This is a genomic window from Brevibacterium sp. MGP-B1 (assembly GCF_057766545.1).
Genome location: NZ_CM173407.1, coordinates 3,443,689 through 3,464,883 on the forward strand (window position 1 = coordinate 3,443,689; position 21,195 = coordinate 3,464,883).

General features: G+C 60.8%; 17 protein-coding genes. 9 read left to right on the forward strand and 8 right to left on the reverse strand.

The annotated features are described in order from the left end of the window. Positions 1 to 97 precede the first annotated feature (97 nt). The 7 genes from AC3CD9_RS15615 to AC3CD9_RS15645 all read left to right on the forward strand — a co-directional run bounded on the left by AC3CD9_RS15615 (position 98) and on the right by AC3CD9_RS15645 (position 9,923). Complete coding sequence (locus tag AC3CD9_RS15615; protein ID WP_062240424.1) at positions 98 to 586, forward strand: NUDIX domain-containing protein; 489 nt, start codon at positions 98 to 100, stop codon at positions 584 to 586. Then, a complete protein-coding gene (locus AC3CD9_RS15620) occupies positions 583 to 2,895 on the forward strand; it encodes a DUF6049 family protein (RefSeq protein WP_488364857.1) in 2,313 nt (770 codons plus the stop codon). The genes AC3CD9_RS15615 and AC3CD9_RS15620 overlap by 4 nt, the downstream gene beginning before the upstream one ends. A 3-nt stretch (positions 2,896 to 2,898) precedes the next feature. Further along, positions 2,899 to 4,518, forward strand: a complete 1,620-nt coding sequence (murJ, locus tag AC3CD9_RS15625; protein ID WP_488364858.1) for a murein biosynthesis integral membrane protein MurJ — start codon at positions 2,899 to 2,901, stop codon at positions 4,516 to 4,518. Positions 4,519 to 4,540: 22 nt separating this feature from the next. Continuing rightward, the gene (locus tag AC3CD9_RS15630) at positions 4,541 to 7,105 is read left to right on the forward strand and encodes a protein kinase family protein (RefSeq protein WP_488364860.1); all 2,565 of its coding nucleotides are present in this window, start codon (positions 4,541 to 4,543) and stop codon (positions 7,103 to 7,105) included. Between the two features lie 149 nt (positions 7,106 to 7,254). Next, positions 7,255 to 8,241: a thioredoxin-disulfide reductase gene (gene trxB / locus AC3CD9_RS15635; protein WP_488364862.1), complete on the forward strand. Its 987-nt coding sequence runs from the start codon at positions 7,255 to 7,257 to the stop codon at positions 8,239 to 8,241. Between the two features lie 123 nt (positions 8,242 to 8,364). Then, positions 8,365 to 8,682 (forward strand): thioredoxin, encoded by a 318-nt coding sequence (trxA, locus tag AC3CD9_RS15640; protein WP_039211718.1) that lies wholly within the window; start codon positions 8,365 to 8,367, stop codon positions 8,680 to 8,682. Positions 8,683 to 8,834: 152 nt separating this feature from the next. Continuing rightward, complete coding sequence (locus AC3CD9_RS15645) at positions 8,835 to 9,923, forward strand: N-acetylmuramoyl-L-alanine amidase (protein ID WP_488364863.1); 1,089 nt, start codon at positions 8,835 to 8,837, stop codon at positions 9,921 to 9,923. Positions 9,924 to 12,741: 2,818 nt separating this feature from the next. Here AC3CD9_RS15645 and AC3CD9_RS15650 read toward each other — a convergent pair. Next, positions 12,742 to 13,950 carry a ParB/RepB/Spo0J family partition protein gene (locus tag AC3CD9_RS15650; RefSeq protein ID WP_488364864.1) on the reverse strand — a complete coding sequence of 403 codons (1,209 nt, stop codon included), beginning with the start codon at positions 13,948 to 13,950 and terminating at the stop codon, positions 12,742 to 12,744. A gap of 343 nt (positions 13,951 to 14,293) precedes the next feature. Here AC3CD9_RS15650 and AC3CD9_RS15655 point away from each other — a divergent pair, with 343 nt between their 5' ends. Beyond that, entirely contained in the window at positions 14,294 to 14,863 is a 570-nt protein-coding gene (locus AC3CD9_RS15655; RefSeq protein ID WP_488364865.1) for a hypothetical protein, read from the forward strand. Here AC3CD9_RS15655 and AC3CD9_RS15660 read toward each other — a convergent pair. The 7 genes from AC3CD9_RS15660 to rpmH form a co-directional block, all read right to left on the reverse strand. Beyond that, entirely contained in the window at positions 14,780 to 15,676 is an 897-nt protein-coding gene (locus AC3CD9_RS15660) for a ParA family protein (protein WP_488364867.1), read from the reverse strand. The genes AC3CD9_RS15655 and AC3CD9_RS15660 overlap by 84 nt on opposite strands. A gap of 67 nt (positions 15,677 to 15,743) precedes the next feature. Further along, a complete protein-coding gene (rsmG, locus tag AC3CD9_RS15665; RefSeq protein WP_488364868.1) occupies positions 15,744 to 16,442 on the reverse strand; it encodes a 16S rRNA (guanine(527)-N(7))-methyltransferase RsmG in 699 nt (232 codons plus the stop codon). Then, positions 16,435 to 16,992 (reverse strand): Jag family protein, encoded by a 558-nt coding sequence (locus AC3CD9_RS15670; RefSeq protein WP_139909522.1) that lies wholly within the window; start codon positions 16,990 to 16,992, stop codon positions 16,435 to 16,437. Before AC3CD9_RS15670 ends, rsmG begins: the two co-directional genes overlap by 8 nt. An 8-nt stretch (positions 16,993 to 17,000) precedes the next feature. Continuing rightward, entirely contained in the window at positions 17,001 to 17,954 is a 954-nt protein-coding gene (gene yidC, locus AC3CD9_RS15675) for a membrane protein insertase YidC (RefSeq protein WP_488364869.1), read from the reverse strand. Positions 17,955 to 18,087: 133 nt separating this feature from the next. Beyond that, positions 18,088 to 18,444: a membrane protein insertion efficiency factor YidD gene (gene yidD, locus AC3CD9_RS15680; RefSeq protein WP_488364871.1), complete on the reverse strand. Its 357-nt coding sequence runs from the start codon at positions 18,442 to 18,444 to the stop codon at positions 18,088 to 18,090. Then, a complete protein-coding gene (rnpA, locus tag AC3CD9_RS15685; RefSeq protein ID WP_488364872.1) occupies positions 18,428 to 18,793 on the reverse strand; it encodes a ribonuclease P protein component in 366 nt (121 codons plus the stop codon). Before rnpA ends, yidD begins: the two co-directional genes overlap by 17 nt. Before the next feature lie 2 nt (positions 18,794 to 18,795). Beyond that, positions 18,796 to 18,933: a 50S ribosomal protein L34 gene (rpmH, locus tag AC3CD9_RS15690; protein WP_039211706.1), complete on the reverse strand. Its 138-nt coding sequence runs from the start codon at positions 18,931 to 18,933 to the stop codon at positions 18,796 to 18,798. Between the two features lie 416 nt (positions 18,934 to 19,349). On the opposite strand from rpmH, the gene dnaA reads away from it, so the two are divergent. Beyond that, positions 19,350 to 21,050 (forward strand): chromosomal replication initiator protein DnaA, encoded by a 1,701-nt coding sequence (gene dnaA / locus AC3CD9_RS15695; protein ID WP_488364873.1) that lies wholly within the window; start codon positions 19,350 to 19,352, stop codon positions 21,048 to 21,050. Positions 21,051 to 21,195: the final 145 nt, after the last annotated feature.

A 21,195-nucleotide genomic window follows, 5' to 3' on the forward strand; every position in this document is an offset into this window, starting at 1 on the left:
GGGAGTCTCCCGCGTCCAGGCGTGAGTTCCGGTCTCCATAAGCCTACCGGGAGCAGATGACACGAAACTTCCAAGCTTCGCCTACTAAGGTAGGAGAATGACCACACCGATGCCCAAGCCGGGACCCCGCACGTCCCGCCGCACCACAGTGGAGGAGATCTCCGCCGGTGGCATCGTTGTCGACTTCTCTCATCCGAAGCTGACCGTGGCCGTCATCGCGCGCATCAATCGCGCCGGCCGGATCGAATGGTGCCTTCCCAAGGGGCATCTCGAAGGAACGGAGACCCCCGCCGAGGCGGCCCGCCGTGAGGTCGAAGAGGAGACCGGGATCGCGGGGCAGATCATCTGCCCGCTGGGAACCGTCGACTACTGGTTCACCGTGACCGGAATCCGGATCCACAAACTCGTCCACCATTTCCTGCTGCGTGCACAGTCGGGGACTCTGACAGTGGATAATGATCCTGACCAAGAAGCGATCGATGCGGCGTGGGTGCCCTTCAATGACCTGCGTTCGCGACTCTCGTTCGCCAATGAGCGCCGAATCGTCGCCGCCGCCCGACCGATGGTGTCCCGACTGGAGCAGTGAAACCCATTCCCATCCGCCGACTGCGATTCCTCACCGCCCTGCTGAGCACGCTCCTGCTGCTCGCAGGGCCGGTTTTCGCATACCCGCTGCTCGATGCCGCCCCGGCCGCTGCCAGCACCGATGCGAATTCCGACGCGGACACCGATGCGAAGAAGGACGAAGTCTCGATCACCCTCGACGAGGTGACTCCGTGGATCGATGACAAGGGCACGCTGACCGTGCGGGGAACGATCTCGAACACGACGAAGAAGGCGGTCGAGAAGCCGAGCCTGAGCCTGCAGATGTCGACTCGCAAGCTCGATTCCGAATCCCGCCTGACCTCCTGGAAGCAGGGACAGGCACAGCACCGCACCGTCGCCGATCTCGAACATGATGGAACCGAGGCCAGGAAGAAGGCGAAGAAGGACAAGGACGCGGATTCCGATGACAGCTCGGGAATCACCCTCGACACCTCGTTCGACGACACCATCGATCCCGGCACCTCAGCGGAATTCACCTTCCGCGTGCCCGCCGATGACCTCGACCTGAGCACGTCCTCACCCGTGAGTTCCTGGGGCCCGCGGGGGCTGGCGGTTCAGCTCGGCGACGACACCGGTCTGCGAGCCTCTGCGCTCGGCTTCACCACGTGGTACCCGGATCCGGAGTTCGATCAGACGAAGATCAGCCTGCTCGCTCCCGTCACCCTGCCCGGCCACTCCGAGGGCGGACTCATCCCTTCCGATCGGCTCGATGCCGCCATCGCCGAAGGCGGTTCGCTCGACACGATCGCAAAGCTGCTGGAACACAAAGAGCTCGCTCTGGCGATCGACCCGCGAATCATCGCCTCATTCGAAGCCGCGATTGCCGAACCGCCTCCCGCCGACGCACCGGAGGAGACCGAAGAGCCCGACGGGGGAAACGGTGAGGAGACCCAGTCGCCACCGGTCGGGGCACCGGAGAACGATGACTCCGATTCCAGCGGCGCCGAACTCGAAGCCGCGGAGAAGCAGCGCAAACGCCTCGATTCCTGGTATCAGGACTTCGTGGAGGCGGCACAGAAGCACACGGTCGTCGCTCTGCCCTATGGCGATCCCGATCTCAGTGCCCTGCGCGGAACGAAGATCGACCGGCTGAGCACCTTCGCTCAGAAGCAGCGCGAGATCGTCAAGGACGTCTTCCCCGATGCCCGCACGGACATCGCTTGGCCGGTTGCCGGAAGTGCGACGAAGAACGGGCTTCGGGCGCTGAAGAAGTCGGGCAATTCCACCGCGATCATCAGCGATGGTCAGCAGCCCTCGATCACCGGCATCCACGATGATGCGCATTCGCAGACGACGATCACCGATGACGGGGAGTCGACGATCGACACTCTCATCTCCGATACGAAGCTCACTGACATGAGCGCCGAGGCGATCGCCGAGGACAACCCGGCCGGGGCACTGTCCGAGCTCGTCGCGGAGTCCGCGGTGATCCAATCCGAGGCTCCCTACCGCACTCGCAGCCTGTTCGTTCCGCTCCCACGCGCGGCCGCCTCGGCGAATTGGGAACAGACCGTCGAGGAACTGAGCTCGGCACCGTGGATCGCTCCCACCGGGGTCGACAAGATCCTCGATTCCGGTTCCGAGGCGCGCGGGCTGCTGCGGACGGATTCCGACGCTCCGCACATCCGCAAGAGGGCCGTGGAGTCGCTGGCCGAGACCCGGGCCAACCAAGCGGACTTCAACAGCGTCTTCAGTGACCGTGACAGTGCCGATATCCGGCTCGACCGCGAGCTCCTCACCTGCACCTCGGCGGCATGGACCCTGGGCCGGAACGCGAACATCTGCGCCGGTCAGGCCCGCGAGCAGAGCGAGAGCCTCATGGACAGCCTGCACCTGCGCAAGGGGTCGTCCGTCCTCCTCGTCACCGGCGAGAAGACGACGATTCCGGTCACGATCGTCAATGATTCCCCCGCCGAGGCGACCCTGCGGATCCGGATGAAGCCGAACACTCCGCAGCTGCGGGCGCAGGAGACGGAGACCGTGAAGGTGCCGGCCGCGGAGACGATGCGTGTGGACGTGCCCGTCGAGGGCCTCGCCAACGCCGATGTGCCGACGACGATCGAGATGGTCACCGCCGACGAGGTGGTCCTGCCCAAGCAGGAATCGCTCATGGTTCGCGTCCGCGCCGATTGGGAGAACATCGGCACCGCTGTGATCGGATTGGCCCTGGCCGTGGTGTTCGTGATCGGCTTGATCAAGACCATTTCCCGCGGGCGCCCGAAGATCCCCGAACAGCAGCTGGCCGATGCGATGGCCCGCGCCAAGACCGACGACCCCGAAAAGAGGTAGAGCGTGTCCAGATTCTCATCCCTGGCCCGGTCCTCGGCGATCATGACCGCCGGCACCATGACCTCACGTGTGCTCGGTTTCGTCAAAGCCTCGATGCTGGCCATGGCGATTGGCGTAACAGCGGTCCAGGCCGATGCCTTCGATATTGCCAACAAGGTGCCGAACACCCTCTACATGCTGCTGGCTGGCGGCGTGGTCAATGCCGTCCTCGTCCCGCAGATCGTGCGTGCCTCCAAACGGGAAGACGGCGGTGCCGACTTCACGAACCGGTTGCTGACGCTGTCATTCCTGCTCCTTGCCGGTGTGAGCATCATCGCCACCGCTGCTGCCCCGCTGCTCGTCTGGCTCTACTCTTCGGGGTGGAGCGATGAGCAGATGGCGCTGGCCACGGCTTTCGCCTTCTGGTGCCTTCCGCAGCTGTTCTTCTACGGCCTCTATACGCTGCTGGGCCAGGTGCTCAACGCGAAATCATCGTTCGGTCCCTATATGTGGGCACCGGTGCTCAACAACGTCGTCGCGATCGCCGGACTCGCCGTCTTCATCCTCATCTTCGGCACGAACAATGCCTCTCCGCACGGGCTCGACACCTGGACCCCGGACAAGATCGCCCTCATCGCCGGAACGGCGACCCTCGGCGTCGCGGCTCAGGCGCTCATCCTCATCTGGCCGCTCAAGCGCATCGGCTTCAAGTACAAGCCGACGTTCGGATTCCGGGGAGTCGGACTCGGCTCGGCAGGCAAGGTCGCGTTCTGGACGTTCGCAGCCATGCTCGTCGGTCAGATCGGATTCCTCGTCATCTCCCGTGTGGCCTCGGGGGCGTCGATCCCCGGCGACGGAAATGCCTCGAACGCCGCCTACACGACCGCCTACCTTGTGTTCATGCTCCCGCATTCGCTCATCGCGGTGTCTCTGGCCACAGCGCTGTTCACCTCTCTGGCCAAGAACGCGGCCGATGAAGACACCGAAGCTGTCGTCGGCGACTTCTCGATGGGTGTGCGGATGGTCGGCTTCGTCAATTCCTTCGCCGCCGTGGCCTTCATCGTGCTCGCTTCTCCGGTGGCCATGATCATCGCCGGTGAGGGACGGGAACAGGCCACCGCCATCGGTCTGGTCATCATCACAATGGTCTTCGGCCTCCTGCCCTTCAGCGCGAACTACCTCGCGCAGCGGGTGTTCTACGCCTACGGGGATGCGAAGACCCCGTTCCTCATCCAGCTGCCGCAGATAATCTTCCAGTCCCTGGCGGTGCTCTCGGTATCGATCTTCCCGAAGTCGGTGACGGTGGCGATCATCGGTCTCGTCATGAGCCTCGGCTATCTGATGGCGATGATCATCTCGTTTGCGGTCCTGAAGAAGCGCCTCGGCGCCATCGACCTGCGCGGAATCCTCACCTCGCACATGAAGTTCCTTCTCGCGGCGATCGTCGCCGCAGGCGCAGGGTTCGGTCTGCTCTACTTCTTCCCGGACTTCGCCTTGGCAGGACGCTGGCAGGCGTTCATCACCACGGCCGTCATCGGCACTGTGATGCTCCTGTTCTTCATCGGAGCTTGTTATTTGCTCAGAGTCAGAGAGTTGCATTCGATTATTGGCGTGGTAGCTGGAAAACTAAGGAAAACAGCCTGAGCCCCGTCAATCCCCACCGGAGGTGGTCGCCCTGATCGATATCGAACCCGGCATGGTGGTGGCCGGCCGTTATGTCGTATCGACCGTCGACCGCCGATGGCTTCCCGAAAAACCCGAGGTCGGTGCCGTCTGCACAGGACTCGATGCGATCCTCGATGAACCCGTGCTCATCCTCGTCGCCGATGCCGACGGTTCCAACGACGTCCTCGAAGCCGCCCGTCGTGTATCGATCCTCGGTGACCCGCGCATCGCCCCGACCCTCGACGTCGGCCATTCCAACGGGCTGGACTACATCGTCATCAAGCGCATCGCGGTGACGCCGTTCAACCAGATCCTGCCGCGTTCGCCGCTGCCCGTCGACGCCGCCTGCGCACTCATCGGCGAGGTCGGCTCGGCGCTCGTGACCTCGGCCAGGCGGGGACTGTTCCACATGTTCCTGCGTCCGAGTCTGGTCGGTCTGACGTCGAAGGGTGCGGTGGTCATCGCAGGCATCGGCATCGATGCGGCACTGGCGCTGGACACCGGGCTCGTCGAGCAGAAGGACTACACGCCGACCAAGGCCTCACGTCGAGACGCCCTCGCGCTCGTCCAACTCTTCTACACGGCACTGACCGGATACTGGCCCGGCGAAGAGGCATTCGACGGCATTCCTCCCGCGGAGAAGGAGAACGCCCGGATCGCCCGGGCACAGGCGCTCAACCCCGAGGTCCCTGACAGACTCGATGACTTCGTCAGTGGAATCATCACGGGTTCGGATCCCGGTCCGGGTTCGGTCGCCGAGGTTCTCGGCTATATCGACAAGTGGGACCCGGAACTGCTGCGCTACGTCAATCGTGCTCCGGTGGCGGAAAACGAGAATCTGTTCGATCAGTCGCCGCGCAGCTTCGATGAGGCCACCAGCCTGCCCGCTCCACGTTCGAAGACCATCGGACCCGGCCCCGGCGGTTCGACCAGCGCCAGCGAAGATCAGGTGCAGGCCGCCCTGGTGCGCATCGGAATCACTCGTCCGGGAACGCGGGGACTGGCCGCCGGAGTGGTCGGAAGCACCACGGGCCGGTATGCCGACAGAATGCAGATGCGCGAGGCCTCAAGCTTCCCGATCGCGAAGGAACAACTCGACAGCGCCGCCCAGGACTGGGAGGAATGGCAGCCGGAGCAGACGTATTCGGAGTATTCGGAATACGCGGAACACGAATACGACGAGAACCTCACGACTCCGATCATGAGCCGCGAAGACGATTCGGATCCTGACACTCAGGCACTTGAGATCGTCCCCGAGAACGACGACGAAGGCGACGAGAACGATACTCGCGTGATCATGGACGGCGAGGACGAGGACGACGGTTCCTGGTTCCTCGGCGGCATGTTCGAAACCAATGAACAGCAGCGCGAGCATCAGCGACGCGAGTATGAACGCGAACGGCGGATCGCGAAGGCCAAGGAAGACGAAGCGCGCAGGCGGCTTGCCGCCTTCGAGGCAAGCTCGGCTGCCCGTCAGCAGGAAGCCAATGCTGCCGCACCGCCGAAGGAGATGCGCCGGCTGTCCCCGGACTCCGTTGACGATCGCAGTGCAGTCGACAACCGGAACAACAGTGGTGAGTCCCGCGCCGAGGCGGCCGAGAACTCCTCAGCCGCCGAGGCGGCCGAGAACTCCTCAGCTGTGCGTCCTGCTGAGCGCAAGGCCGGGAAACCTCGCCAACAGCACAGCGATTCGCCCGGTGCAGCCCAGGCTGCGTCCGTGAAGAACCGAAACAAGGCTGCCGGGGCAGCAGGTGCCGCGGGAGCAGCAGGCGTTGCCGGTGCAGGCAGCGGTGCAGCGAAGTCCTCCGGTTCATCGGCCGCGAGCTCCGCACCCGCAGCTGCCTCGGCCGCGGCAGGAGGTGCCGGCGCCGGTGGTGCGGGCGGCAGCGCTGCTTCCGGTGGTGCTGCTTCCAGTGGTTCAGGCAACAGTTCGGGTGGAACAGGCCCCGACGAGCGTGATCCCGCGGCCACTCGGAAGCCCTTCCTGTGGCTGGTTCTCGGCCTCGCGGTCGTTGCCGCAATCGTTCTCGGCATCGTCATCATCGGCTTCAACTCGGGAGACGAGGAGTCCACTCCGGTCTCCGAGACGTCCGCAGCGAGCGAGCAGCCGACGAAGAAGGAAGAGAAGAAGACTCCGAAAGCCGATCCTCCGAAGATCAAGACGGTCGAATCCCTCGACCCCGAAGGCGACGGATCGGAACACGACAGTGAAACCGAGAACGTCATTCCCAAGACCGAAGGGTCCTGGAACACCGACCGGTACAACTCGGCGAGCTTCGGCAATCTCAAATCCGGCGTCGGTCTGCTGTTCGAGTTCGAGGACGAGTCCACCATCAGCAAGGTGAAGGTGGCGTCGGGGAACTCCGGAGGCAAGTTCGAGATCCGTGACGGGGAGGACCCCGAGGACGCAAAGGTCATCGGCGAAGGCGTCTTCGATGCGGACGGCGCCGTCACCGTGGAGTTCGATGAAGACGTCGAGACGGACAAGCTCATCCTCTGGGTCACCGAACTTCCGCAGACCGATGGCGGCTATAAGGCCACCATCAGCTCTGTGAAGTTCTTCTGAACCGACCAGCAGTTCCTCGTAACCTGATGCCGGACAGGATGCGGGTGCGGAATAGTCCGCGGCACCGTACCGTTATAGATACGAACGTCAATTCGCGCGGCACTCCGCGGCGCGCTGAGCACAGCAGATAGAAGCAGGGAACTTTTCACATGACTCATACTCAACTGGTGATCATCGGATCGGGGCCGGCCGGCTACACCGCGGCCGTCTACGCGGCCCGTGCGAACCTCTCGCCGGTCGTCATCGCAGGATCGGTGACCGCAGGCGGCGAACTGATGAACACCACCGACGTCGAGAACTTCCCTGGATTCCCCGCCGGTGTGCAGGGGCCCGAACTCATGGAGAGCATGCGAGAGCAGGCTGAGAAGTTCGGTGCCGAGGTCATCTACGACGATGTCGAGACCCTCAAACTCAACCCGGGTGCTCACGAGATCGAGACCGCTCTCGGGGCGCGCTACACAGCCAAGGCCGTGATCCTGGCAACCGGCTCGGCGTACCGCGAGCTCGGACTGCCCAACGAGAAGAAGCTCTCCGGGCACGGAGTCAGCTGGTGCGCCACCTGTGACGGATTCTTCTTCCGTGACCAGCACATCGCTGTCATCGGCGGCGGCGACTCCGCGCTTGAAGAGGCCACCTTCCTCACCCGTTTCGCGTCCAAGGTGACTTTGGTCCACCGCCGGCAGGAGCTGCGTGCCTCGCAGGCTATGCAGGACCGCGCGAACGCCGATGAGAAGCTCGAATTTCTCCTCGACTCCGAGGTCGCCGAAGTCCACGGCGAAGACTCCCTCACCGGGCTGACCGTCCGCAACACGGTGACCGGGGAGACCTCAGAACTGCCTGTGACCGGCATGTTCGTGGCTATCGGTTCCGACCCGCGCACAAGCTTGTTCGCCGATCAGCTTGAGATGCGCGCCGACGGATACCTCAGCGTCGACGGTCGCACCTCGAAGACGTCTGTCGAGGGCGTCTTCGCAGCCGGCGACGTCATCGACTCGGTCTACCGTCAGGCCATCACTGCTGCCGGTTCGGGCTGCTCAGCCGCGCTCGACGCCGAACACTACCTCGGTGATCTTGAGGCTGCTTCAAAGCCCGCCATGGCGGAGGCAGCAGTGCCCGAAGCCTCAGTCGCTTCCTGACCCCGATTCGCCCGCTCGTATCGCTGCACTTGCCAGCACATCGGGCCGAGCGAATAGGCCCGGGAATGAAAGATCCAGCTCCACTGTTCTGCTAGAGACATTCGTTGTGAAGGAAGGTTACTCATGTCGACAGAAGTCACTGATGCCACATTCGAAGAGAACGTACTGAAGTCCGACAAGCCCGTACTCGTCGATTTCTGGGCTCCTTGGTGCGGCCCCTGCCGTATGGTCAGCCCCATCGTAGACCAGATCGCCGAAGAGCATGGAGACAAGCTCAACGTGGTCAAGGTCAACACTGACGAGAACCTCGAGACCGCAAGCACCTATGGAATCACCTCGATTCCGGCGCTCTACGTCTTCAAGGACGGCGAAGTCGCCAAGACCATCATCGGCGCACGTCCGAAGCCCGCCCTCGAGGATGAGCTCTCCGACTTCATCTGATCGAGTTCTAAGGCGCCTGTTGTAGTATCAACGGGCGCCTTAGGCATTTCTGAGCGCCCCTGAACACTGACCCTCGAAACGCATCACCGACGATTGGCACCGCATTGACGAACACGAACTTACCGCGCTATTCGCGCGGCGACATTTCCGAGATGCTGCCCAATATCAAAGCTCAGATGGCCCGTTTGGGGCTCCATGTCGGTGATACCGAGACCGCGGACTTCGATCGAGCATTTGAGCTGGGTGTCCGCCAGTTCCAGCAGGACCGCGGGATCCTCTGCGACGGTGTGTTGGGCCCCGAGACGTTTTCTGCGCTGGAGCAGGCTCGATATCAGTTGGGCGACCGTGTGCTCCGATTCGACCCCGTCAGAGTGCTGACAGGCGATGACGTCGTCGACCTCCAGACCAAACTCGCCGGCTTGGGCTTCTATCCGGGTCGTATCGATTCCGAGTACGCGTCTCTGACCGAGGCAGCGGTCAAAGAACTGCAGATGAGTCTGGGTACGAAGGTCGACGGTGTGACGGGGCCGCAGACTCTGCGGGGACTCAACGCGATCGACCGCAACCAGGACACCGGCAATCTCTTCGCACTGCAGGAGCGTGCACGCGTGGCGGCTTCGGGTACGTCCCTCGTCGGCCGCACTTTCGTCATCGAGGCAGCAACTACAGTTGTAGACTTCCAGACGTTGCCGATGACCGACGATCAATCTGCCCTCGAGCGTCAGATCACTTCGGACATAGCAAGCCGCCTTGTTGGTCGTTTGGAAGCCATCGGAGCGGGGGCTCTTCTCCTGGAAGGCGATGCTGTCGAGGTCAATCGTGCAGATACACTCGGCGCATCTGCAGTCATCACCGTCACGGCAGATGTCAGCAAATCCAAGGATGCCAACGGACTGGCAACTTTTTACTTCGGTCATGAACGTCAGGCGGACCTCAACTCGCCGACGGGGCAGAAGCTGGCGGAGCTCATCCAAGGCGAATTGGTCGCCCGGACCGGAATGCTCGACTGCCGCACGCATGCGCGCACGTGGTCATCACTCAAACGACTGAAGACACCGAAGGTGCACGTCGTCAGCGGTTACCTCACCAATCCAGACGATCTTGAGAATCTTCAGGATCCGCACGTCAGAGACGCGATTGCCGACGGTATAGCCGCTGCACTCCAGCGCCTCTACATTCTGGAGGACAAGGATCCGCAGACTGGCACACTCAGTCTCGATGCCATCAAGGCGCTGAACTAGTCACCCAGCTTCAACCTCGCTGCCTCCAGAGCCGTGTTCCTTGAGTAGGGACACGGCTCTTCTCGCCTCAGACTTGCCTCTCTGGAGACAAAGCACCAGACGACTAACCACAGACACGAGGCGCTCTCCAAAAGCACCGAAGACGGGTTGATGCAGCTCAGAGACAACACATACAACGGACAACCCCCTACCCCGACGCAGCGCGCGTACCGAACGCATCCGACCTCGCAACATGGGCTAGGGCGAGATATGTTTCATGTGAAACGACATACTAGGCAGGCATCAACCGACGCAGCGCCCGAACCACAATGGACCTCCTTTGAGGAGCGAAGCCATCTGGACGACTGCCTGCTCATTGAAACTCTCGGCCGCAACCTCGTGTACTCTCTCAACGACCATACACACGAACTGAGTTGCTTTCACCCGACGACGAAAGAGACTAATCCAGTTCCGCCGTTTCACGTGAAACCAGACGAGCTCTCCGATGGCATAAGACCAATGACGACAATAACAACACCCACAAACCCCGGCTGACACCACAGCATCCTTATGGCGTCGAACTGACCCGCCCTTTCACTGCTCAAGCAATTGCGGGGGCACCGGCTCAAATCACGCCGCCAGCGACATCACTTCGCACGGGCGCTTCGCTGGACCAGCCAGAAGCGGTAGTCGACAGTACTCGCGTTCGGCACATCGAAATGTCATATCGGGGCGTACAGGATCCCCGACCCTATACTCATTACATCCACAACTAATAGGGCTGTTCGTTCAGCTCAAAAACGCCGGTTGAATAGCAGCGAGCCTCTTATCAATGCTCGGTTGTTTCACGTGAAACAACGAAGCAAAGAGACCGTAGCTTCGGCGATGACGCCCTGAGTTGGGGATATGACCTGTGCGTAAAACATGATCTCGTTCCCGCCTCGGCCCAGCAGACTGAAACAACCAGAAGTCCTATCCCACCCGAATATGCCTCAATACGCGGAGAACAGCTATCTTCGCGTCGAGCAGATGCGCGAACCAGCCGTGCGATAGTATTCGCCAGCACGTGTTTCACGTGAAACGCACGCTACACCGGAAGCTAGTCGTGAGCTGATCACCGGTAGGGAGTGATCATCTCGTAAACGCACCGATAGTGGACTGAGCACGCACGACCCATACGACGCCTTCCCACGCAACACAAAGCGAAACCGCACCGGCCCTCGCATGATGCCAACTTTGGGAGATTACGACACACTCGACAACGGCGAAGAATGAACAACCCGAACGTCGTAACAATGATTCTGGTGCCGACTATTTCTTTCGGTACACTTCGAGAGGCACCGCGTTAGATCTTAATCGGTTTAATCGTGGTTTCACGTGAAACATCGCCATATAACCAATCCATCACAAGACGAATTACACTGGTTCCGTGAAGGTCGTTGAGAGTACTCGCCAAGTCACAACCCCTGAGTTCAACGAATCCTCCCATTTGCTCTCATCTACTCCCGCGAATAGAGGCTACGTGGGCACCTTAGGGAGGGGCCGTTGACGTATTTCAGTGCCTTGTGGAACGGTGACCACTGGTGGTCAGCTATTGATTCGCCACTAAACCGCACGCGGCAACCTTGAACTGTAGAAGTGTTTGTCTGAACTAGCCGGCCCGAAGACACGGTGTGTGTTGATGACTGCCATTCGACTGACAACTGTTTCACGTGAAACACCACTCGCACACTGCCCTGGTGCTCTATACCCGCGATCACCTTGCCGGATCATATCCAACGCCCCGTCGGATCCTTATTCACGATGATTCTCTATCCCGCGCAACCCGAATATGCGGCTACAGTGGTCCATACTCTGCCTGTTAACGGCACTCCAACAGCCGGAAAAGGGGCTGGCGGAAGCGGAAGGGGAGCTTTGAATGCCTCTCAATGCTTCCGACATGTGTTCTCTCAAGAAGAGACATGCGTGGACTGAAAATCCCACATCACCACTCGATTCACCGTCAGCCGATGGATGCGTTCACAGTCCTAGCAGCGTTCCAGATCGCACTTCACCTACCTAGTCACCCGAGACTCCCGGGCGCATCAAGCATAGTTTCACGTGAAACAGAGATTCAGCCCGTTCGCCTTCAGGGATTCACGCGGACACATTAGAAACAATATACCCCGTTTGAGTCTAAGGAGATTCAGTAGGAAACCGATGTGGTTGTGGATAGTCGCGCTGCCTGTTGCGTAGCAATAACACCGGCCTGTTTCACGTGAAACAAGGACGGGTACACGCGCCACGCCTACCCTCCAGCAAGTAATCCAAGCCGTCAGCAACCAAAACCTGGCTGCTCCAGGTGAGGTTCCGGCAACGGATAGGGCTCGTCTGTTTCACGTGAAACAAGCCTTCAGGAAAGGTCCACCCGCAATAGAAACCACATCGCACGGTATCGGACGAAATGCCCACACCAATGAGGAGATCCCTTCCTGGACTCCACACTGCGGAACCTGCTGGCTCAGCAAGGCACACATAGCGGCTGCAGGAGCTACCCTGGTTGACGTTTATACTAACTACCTTCTGAATCCATCGAGTCTGTAGGCCAGAAGAAGCTCGAATTACACCAACAACCGCGTTTAACTGGTGGAAAGTCGGCGCCGAACCTGCAGTCGCGCCGTTACACGTGAAACGGTGAAAACGCCATTGCACAAGCGAGAAAGTGGCCCAATACCGTCAATAGCGAAATGGTGAATACCGGCCCGTTGAATTCTTACGACGGCCTCAAACAAGTTCCGGATAATAGAAATGGGCTTCGGGGCGAATATCCCGAAGCCCATCATCGCCTATAGCAGGCCGTTCAGAGCGCGTCCTCGTTCGAGATACCCAAAAGACCGAGAATACGGTCGAGGTCCTCTTGGTTCGCGAACTCCACACTCAGCCTGCCCTTGCGTTTGCCAACGGAGATGTTCACCTTGGTGTCGAGTCGATCGCCCAAACGTTCAGCTACAGCGAGGAACTCAGGCGACACCTTCGTCGTTGCACGTGAAACATTGATGGAGTCGCCTCGGTTGAGCAAGACGACAGCTTCTTCCGATGCCCTGACGGACAGACCCTCAGCAACGATCCGCTGCGCCAGCACTTCCATATGCTCCGGATCGCGCAGGCCGAGAATCGCTCGAGCGTGCCCGGCCGAGATGACGCCGGCAGCGACCCGCCTCTGCACCAGAGGAGGAAGTCGCAGCAGACGCAGGGTATTGGAGATCTGAGGACGAGAACGCCCGATACGCTCGGAGAGTTCTTCCTGCGTACACCCGAAGTCCTCGAGCAACTGGCCATAAGCCGCTGCCTCTTCAAGCGGATTCAGCTCTGCACGATGCAGGTTCTCCAAAAGCGCATCTCGGAGAAGGTCTGTATCTTCGACATACCGGATGATTGCCGGAATCGTCGACAGACCAGCGTCTTTCGTCGCGCGAAGACGCCTCTCACCCATGATGAGCTCGAAGCGCGAGCGGTCGCTCGGCTTCTGCCTGACTACGACAGGCTGAAGGACACCGATCTCACGGATGCTATGGACCAGTTCCGCCAGCAGATCCTCATCAAAGACCGTTCGCGGCTGCCTGGGGTTCGCATCGATGAGATCGACATCGATCTCACCGAATTCGGTATCCGGAATCGACTCGACACCATCGAAATCGTCGAGTTCGCCCTCATCGGCAGTTTCCACGGTGTCGGAGTCACCCGACTGTTCGATTGAAGCTGAACTGCTCTCCCCGTTATCGGATTCGGAAGCTGTCGAAGGTTCTGATTCCGAGGCCGCCGCCGGACGGGTCTCGTCTTGGGCATCCACTGCTTCTGATTCGACTACATTCGTAGTGGAAACATGCTCGTCACCCCCGCCGAGACCGGACTGGCCTTCTTCATCCGCCTCGTTGTCAGCATGGCTTCGCCCAGATGACGTGTATACGCCAGGATGCGTTTCTCGAACATCATCCTCGGGCGACGAAGCCGATGCAGTTGCCGAAGTGGCCTCTGGGGCCTGAGAGTCATTGACGAGGTCAGAACTCACGTCAACAGCCTCATTGTCAGCCACTTGAACCGAAGCGGACTCAGCAGACGAACTCGCCGCCGGAGTCTCGACATCGCCTGAGCCCGTTGCTGCGTCAGAAACCGCATCGGGGGACGATGTCTTCCGAGCGTGCTTCTTCGGCGCTGCAGACACCTTCTCTGCGCTGTCAACTGGGGATGCAGAGGAGGAACCCGACCGCGGCTGAGCAGAAGACCCAGCCTTCGACTTAGTCGACGTCGAATTGGCGGCAGCCGAAGTTCTGGAGGAACCGCTCCCGGTTGCCTTCGGAGCACTCGACTTCGAAACGCTCGACTTCGCCGTCGATGCCTTCGTTCCCGTCGTCTTGGAAGCCGTCGTCTTCGTCCCGGTCGTCTTCGTCCCGGTCGTCTTCGTCCCGGTCGACTTCGTCCCGGTCGTCTTCGTCCCGGTCGACTTAGACGCGGTCGGCTTCGAACCCGCGGGCTTGGACGCAGAGGTCTTGGACGATGTGGACGACGCAGCCTTGGTCGTTCCCGATTTCGTCGACCCGGCCCCCGAGGACCCTGCCTTCGAGGACGCTGCCTTCGAGGCAGTTGACTTGGTCTCGATGTTAGCCGCAGTTGTCGTAGACGTCGATCGAGTTGTCCCGGATGCCTTCGGCTTGCGTCGTCGGGACGACTGCATCGACGCAGCTGGGTCCGTGCGAGCAGTGCGCGACGTCTTCGTCTCACTCTCGCGGTTGCCGTCTTCCGAGTTCCCGCCTGAGAAGAACACATCGACCGGACGATCATTGGAGTTAGCGTCGGGGATCAATGCTCCGAGCCCGCGCCCCAGGCCCCTCTTTTTGCGTTCAACCACGACTTACTCCTCGATTCGCAATTTCTTCGGCGGCTTCCCGATAGGACAGGGCGCCGCTGGAATGTGGGTCATATGAGATCACGGTCTGGCCATAGCTCGGTGCTTCGGAAATCCTCACCGAACGCGGAATGGCAGTACCGAGGACCTGCTCCGGGAAGTGAGTGCGCACATCCTCAGCGACCTGAGCACTGAGGTTCGTCCGTCCGTCATACATCGTCAGCAGAATCGTCGTGATCGCCAATTCGGGATTGAGGTGCTTCTGGATGAGCTGGATGTTCTTCAGCAGCTGGCTGAGGCCCTCGAGTGCATAGTATTCACACTGGATCGGGATGAGGACCTCGCGGGCGGCCACGAACGCGTTCACCGTCAGCAGACCGAGGCTGGGCGGGCAGTCGATGATGATGTAGTCGACACGGTCTTCCGCAGCTTCCTCCTCCTTGAGGTAGATGCCCAAGGCACGTTGCAGTCGCTGTTCACGCGCGACGAGAGACACCAGTTCGATCTCCGCGCCGGCGAGGTCGATGGTGGCCGGTACGCACTTGAGAGTGTCGAAGTCCGGACACTGCGCCACCGCCTCGCGCATCGGAACGTCATCGATGAGGACGTCATAGATGCTCGTGACCTCGGAATAGTGGTCGATGCCCAGGGCGGTGCTCGCGTTTCCCTGCGGATCGATGTCGATGAGCAGGACGTTGAGCCCCTGATTGGCCAGGGCCGCTGCGATGTTCACCGCCGTCGTGGTCTTTCCGACGCCACCCTTCTGGTTCGCGATCGTGAAGATACGGGTCGAGTCCGGCCGTGGAAAGGTTGTCTGCGACAGTCGATCCGCACGCCGGTTGTCCCGTGCAATCGCGGCACCAATGGGAGACGACTCATCCATGATCGGCATAGGGCGCACTCCATCATCCATCGGTTTCACAAGGCTCTCATCCAGCCTAGACCAACTCTACTTCGTACTATTTCTTGACGATTTCGACGACACGACTCGGGACCTCGAGGATGCCGCCGCCATCGACGACGTGGATCTGAGGTTGGGACAGTCGATACCGCTTGATCAGTTTCTTCGCCTTGACCAGTTCGCCTTCGACGGAAGCTCCTTTGAGGGCGAGGATCCGGCCCCCGGGGCTGATCACCTCGCGAGTCCATTCGATGAGAGTCGTCATCGCCTTGACCGCGCGTGCGGTGACGACCGTGAACATCTCCTCGTCGACAAGCTCCTCGACACGTGCACGCACGATCCGCACATTCTCAAGGCCCAGATCGGCGACGACCATGTTCAGCCATTCGACGCGGCGCTCCATCGGTTCGATGAGGACGATCTTCGCCTCGGGGCGCATCAGTGCGATCGGAATACCCGGCAGTCCGGCGCCGCTGCCGACATCACCGACGACATCATCATCATTGATGTATTCGGCAACCACAGCGCAGTTGAGAATATGCCGGGTCCACAGCCGATCGACCTCGCGCGGACCGATGAGTCCCCACTCGATTCCGGTCGTGGCCAAGTGCTCGGCATACCGCTGCGCGGCAGGATAAGCCGCACCGAAGTACTCTTCAGTGCCAGCCGGAGGCGACTCGATCTCCGCTGTCGTCGTCTCGTTCGAGAGCTCCGCCTCGTTCGAGAGCTCGGGGTCGGTCTCGGGCTGATCAGTCATCGGCGAGCCGGATGACGACATGACGACCGTCGCCCTCACCCTCGGACTCCGAGACCAGGCCGGCGCGAGCTGCTTGGTCATGGATGATCTTGCGCTCGAAGCTGTTCATCGGCTTGAACGCGAATTCCTCGCCGCCGTCCTTGACTTCGGCGATCGCACGCTTGGCCTTCTTGATCAGCTCTTCGCGACGGCTGTTGCGGAAACCGTCGATATCGAGCATCAGCCATGACCGCTGGCCGGTCTGCGTCTGCACCGCCAGACGGCTGAGTTCCTGCAGTGCACCGAGGGTGCGGCCCTCGCGGCCGACCAGGGTGCCCAGGTTAGAGTCCTCGTCGTCCTCGCAGACGATGGACAGCTGTGCACGGCCGTCAGCGACATCGATATCGATATCGCCGTCGATGTCGGCCAGATCCATCAGCTCTTCGAGGTAGTCCGCGGCGATCTCGCCCTCTTCTTCGAGGAGTTCGGCACGGCTCGGTTTCGGCGAGGTCTCCTCCGGAGTCTCTTCCGGTGTCTGTTCGGAGGTCTCGTCGATCTTCTCTTCGGTCATGTCTGTCCTCAGCGCTTCTTGTTCTTCTTACGGTTCTTGCTCACAGGCTGCTGCCGCTGGCCGCTCTTCTTCGGGGCCTCTTCGGTGACGGTCGATCCCTTGAGCTCATCCTGCTTCACAGTCTTGCCCTTGCGAGCCTTGCGCTCAAGCATCTCCTTCTCGGCCTTCGAGCCGGGAGCGGGCATATTGCGGATGACCATGTGCTGCTGGGCCATCGTCCAAGTGTTCGAGACCAACCAGTAGATGAGGACACCGAGCGGGAAGTAGATGCCGCCGATGCCGAAGACGAGAGGCATCACGTAGAGCAGCATCTTCTGCGACTGCATCATCGGATTGGCCATCGCCGACTCCGACATGTTCTTCGCCATCATCTGCTTCTGGGTGATGAACATGGTGGCGGCCATGACGACGATGAGGACACCTGTCAGCAGCTTGACCGCAAAGCCCGGGTCGGTGAAGACCGCCGAAAGGCTGATGCCGAAGATCGAGGACTGCTCGGCCTGGATCGCCAGCTGCTGTGTGAATCCGCCGATGGCTCCGATGTCACCGGAGGCGACCTTCGGCATGTTGTGGATGACGCGGAAGAGCGAGAAGAAGATCGGCATCTGCACGAGCAGCGGCAGACACGATGCCCACGGGCTCGTCTTGTTGTCGCGGAACAGCGCCATCTGCTCTTCGGCCATGGCCTGGCGAGAGTACTGGTCCTTCTTGCCCTTGTACTTCGCCTGCAGGCGCTGGATCTCCGGCTGCAGCAACTGCATCTTGCGCTGCGACTTGATCTGGTAGACGAAGAGAGGGATGAGGAGAGCACGGATGACCACGGTCAGTCCGGCGATCGAGAGCACCCAGGTCCAACCGCTGTCGGCCGGGAGACCGATTGCGGTGAAGATCTCGTGGAAGATCGCGAGGATCCAAGCAACTACCCACTGCAGCGGGTAGAGCAGCTTGTCCATCCAGTCCATTCAGTTCTCCTCGTTACAACGATGCGTCACGATCGTTCATTTTGCCATTGTTCACAGGTCTGCGCGACACGACGTGTGCCCCGAGGCAGTCCGCATCTTCACGCTCGTGCGCGGACTGCAAGTTCAATATGTTCTAACTGTGTGCCTGACCGCGGTGGATGGTCTTCGACCTGGCCTCCCGCGCCGAGCCCGGCACATGGTCGACACCTCCGTACGACCACGGATTGCAGCGCAGTATGCGCCACCCAGTTAACACCACGCCCTTGAGAACTCCGTGTATCTCGAAAGCCTCGAGACCGTACATGGAGCAGCTGGGATAGTAGCGACACACTTGGCCGTAGAGAGGTGAGATCACGATCCGATAGACGCGGATGAACCAGACGAACGGCATCCTCGGTCCGATCAGGACGATCCAGCCGAATGTCGGCCAGAAACCTGCCGGCCGGCGGGGCACCTCGGAGACATGCTTCAGATCATGCTCGGCGTCCACGACGTTCCAGCTTCTTCTCTGCCTTGACCAGCAGCTCGTCGACCTCGGCGGACAGAACGCTGAAGTCGGCCTGGCCGGCATGCGGCAGTGCCCGGATGACGAACAGATCTCCTGCTTTCAGCTCACCGAGTCGCGCACGCATGATCTCGCGCAGGCGGCGTTTGGTGCGGTTGCGCACCACGGCATTCCCCACGGCCTTGGATACGATGAAACCCACGCGTGCAGCGTGGGTATCATCAGTGTCTCTCAGGCTGTGCGCCATGAGATGCTCTGTGCGCACCCGGACCCCGGCCCTGAAGATTCGTCTGAAGTCTTCGCCGATGCGGATCCGATGTGCCGCGTCAAGCATGCTCAGGCCGAAATGTCGGAACGTCCCTTGCGACGACGTGCAGCCAGGATCGAGCGGCCCGCGCGGGTGCGCATACGCAGACGGAAGCCGTGCTTCTTGGCGCGCTTACGGTTATTGGGCTGGAATGTACGCTTGCTCACTTCAGTCTCCGATTTCTAGGTTGCGGGTGAACGCCGGTGCGTTCTCACAAAAAACGGCGGTGCGAGTCTCGACCGCCGAGCACTCCTGTGCATAAGAGCCAAAAGATAATCAGGATAATCGGATGAAGCCCGGTACACAGGACACTCCATCTTAGCGAGGCGGAATCGGACCGGTCAAACGGGATCCGCATGTTTCACGTCACGCTCGCCCGAAATTCATCGCCGTTCGCGTTTCCGTCACCAACCCTCGTCCACAAGTCACAACCATGTAGTTTTCCACAAGCTTATCCACGAGTGTGGAGATTCACTGGGCTGAGTCGGCACTGATCCACATTCTGTGGAAAACTATGTGGAAGTCATGCACAGGTGTGGATCACGCCAGAACGAATTTTTTTGAAAGCTGAGGAAATGTGACGGTGTCGAATTCCAAGAATGAGCTCATCAGCCGCTGGCACACGGTGGTCTCAAACCTGGAAAAGGACCCTGACCTCTCGTCGCACCAGAAGGGATTCCTCTCCCTCGCCGTGCCGAAGGCCCTCGTCGACAATGCCCTCATCCTTCTCGCCGTGCGCGAAGAACACACCCGCCGCACCATCGAGACTCGACTGCTCGGCCCCCTGACCAGGGAGTTCTCCAAGGTCCTCGGGTTCGAAGTGACATTCGGCTTCGTCGTCGATCCCGAACTCGACGTGCCGATCCGCTTCGAAGAACTCATCGGAGAGCCGACACCGGGAACTCAGGTTCCCATCGATCCGGCCACCTCCACCTCGGCGACGGAATCGCCGGAACCCATCCCCACCGAGGCGGCCGAACCGGTCCGGCCGGTCCCCGCCGACCATTCGATCCCCGATTCCGCCCAGCCGATTCAGGGCCAGCCGAACCAGGGCCAACCGGCCGCTCGGACCTCGGACACCCAGATGTCGCAGGCGCAGGCATCGGCACCGCCGGCAACGCAGACGCCCGCCTCGCAGCCGCAGGCTCCCGACGATTCCGGGATGACCGACCGTGAGATGAAGATCGCCGAGGCGACCGCCGCCCCGATGGGCCCGCCCGTCGATGCTCCCGGCGTCGCTCAGCTCAATCCGAAATACACCTTCGACACCTTCGTCATCGGCGCTTCCAACAGGTTCGCCCATGCAGCGGCCTTCGCAGTCGCCGAGGCACCGGCCAAGGCCTACAATCCTCTGTTCATCTATGGGGACTCGGGATTGGGCAAGACCCACCTGCTCCATGCGATCGGCTACTACGCGACACAGCTGTTCCCGGAGATCCGAGTGAAGTACGTCTCCAGCGAAGAGTTCGTCAACGACTTCATCAATACGATCGGCTCATCGAAGACCTCGAATGCTCTGCGACCGGCCTTCCAGCGCCGCTACCGTGAGGTCGACATCCTCATGATCGACGACATCCAGTTCCTGCAGGGCAAGGATGCGACCGTCGAAGAGTTCTTCCATACGTTCAACGCTCTGCACAATGAGGCCAAACAGGTCGTCATCACCTCCGATCAGCCGCCGAAGATGCTCAAGGGCTTCGAAGAGCGGCTGCGCTCCCGATTCGAATGGGGTCTGCTCACGGACGTGCAGCCGCCGGATATGGAGACTCGGTTCGCGATTCTGCGCCGCAAGGCCGCGGCCGAACAGCTCGATGTTCCCGACGATGTCCTCGAATACATCGCCTCCCGTGTGTCCTCGAACATCCGCGAACTCGAAGGCGCCCTCATCCGGGTCACGGCATTCGCCAACCTCAACGATCAGCAGATCGACGTCTCCTTGGCCGAGACCGTCCTCAAGGACTTCATCACCCCCGATGACACCCCTGCGGTCACGGCCGCGGACATCATGGGCCAGACCGCTGCCTACTTCAGCCTCACCCTCGATGACCTGTGCGGAACCTCCCGGTCCAGGACTCTGACGACGGCCAGACAGATCGCCATGTATCTGTGCCGTGAGCTCACCGACCTCTCCCTGCCGAAGATCGGACAGGCGTTCGGTGGACGCGATCACACCACCGTGATGCACGCGAACAAGAAGATTCGAACTCAGATGGCCGAACGACGGGCCGTCTACACCCAGGTCACTGAACTCACAAACCGCATTAAACAACAGCACCGCCTATAGAAGACGTCATACACATCTGTGGATAACCCTGGGGACAATTGCTCACAGCCTGGGGACAGAGTAGTGGACAGAACCGTTCCACGGGTGGAAAGATGTGAACTACATGCTTGTGTTTACCCAAGCGCCCACCGACGCCTCGGTCACG

Excerpts from the sequence above, each read along its gene's own strand:
- AC3CD9_RS15660 (WP_488364867.1), bottom strand. The coding sequence starts at position 15,676 with ATGCCGATCATGGATGAGTCGTCTCCCATTGGTGCCGCGATTGCACGG.
- trxB (WP_488364862.1), top strand. The coding sequence starts at position 7,255 with ATGACTCATACTCAACTGGTGATCATCGGATCGGGGCCGGCCGGCTAC.
- trxA (WP_039211718.1), top strand. The coding sequence starts at position 8,365 with ATGTCGACAGAAGTCACTGATGCCACATTCGAAGAGAACGTACTGAAG.
- rsmG (WP_488364868.1), bottom strand. The coding sequence starts at position 16,442 with ATGACTGATCAGCCCGAGACCGACCCCGAGCTCTCGAACGAGGCGGAG.
- AC3CD9_RS15645 (WP_488364863.1), top strand. The coding sequence starts at position 8,835 with ATGCTGCCCAATATCAAAGCTCAGATGGCCCGTTTGGGGCTCCATGTC.
- AC3CD9_RS15615 (WP_062240424.1), top strand. The coding sequence starts at position 98 with ATGACCACACCGATGCCCAAGCCGGGACCCCGCACGTCCCGCCGCACC.
- rnpA (WP_488364872.1), bottom strand. The coding sequence starts at position 18,793 with ATGCTTGACGCGGCACATCGGATCCGCATCGGCGAAGACTTCAGACGA.
- AC3CD9_RS15670 (WP_139909522.1), bottom strand. The coding sequence starts at position 16,992 with ATGACCGAAGAGAAGATCGACGAGACCTCCGAACAGACACCGGAAGAG.
- yidC (WP_488364869.1), bottom strand. The coding sequence starts at position 17,954 with ATGGACTGGATGGACAAGCTGCTCTACCCGCTGCAGTGGGTAGTTGCT.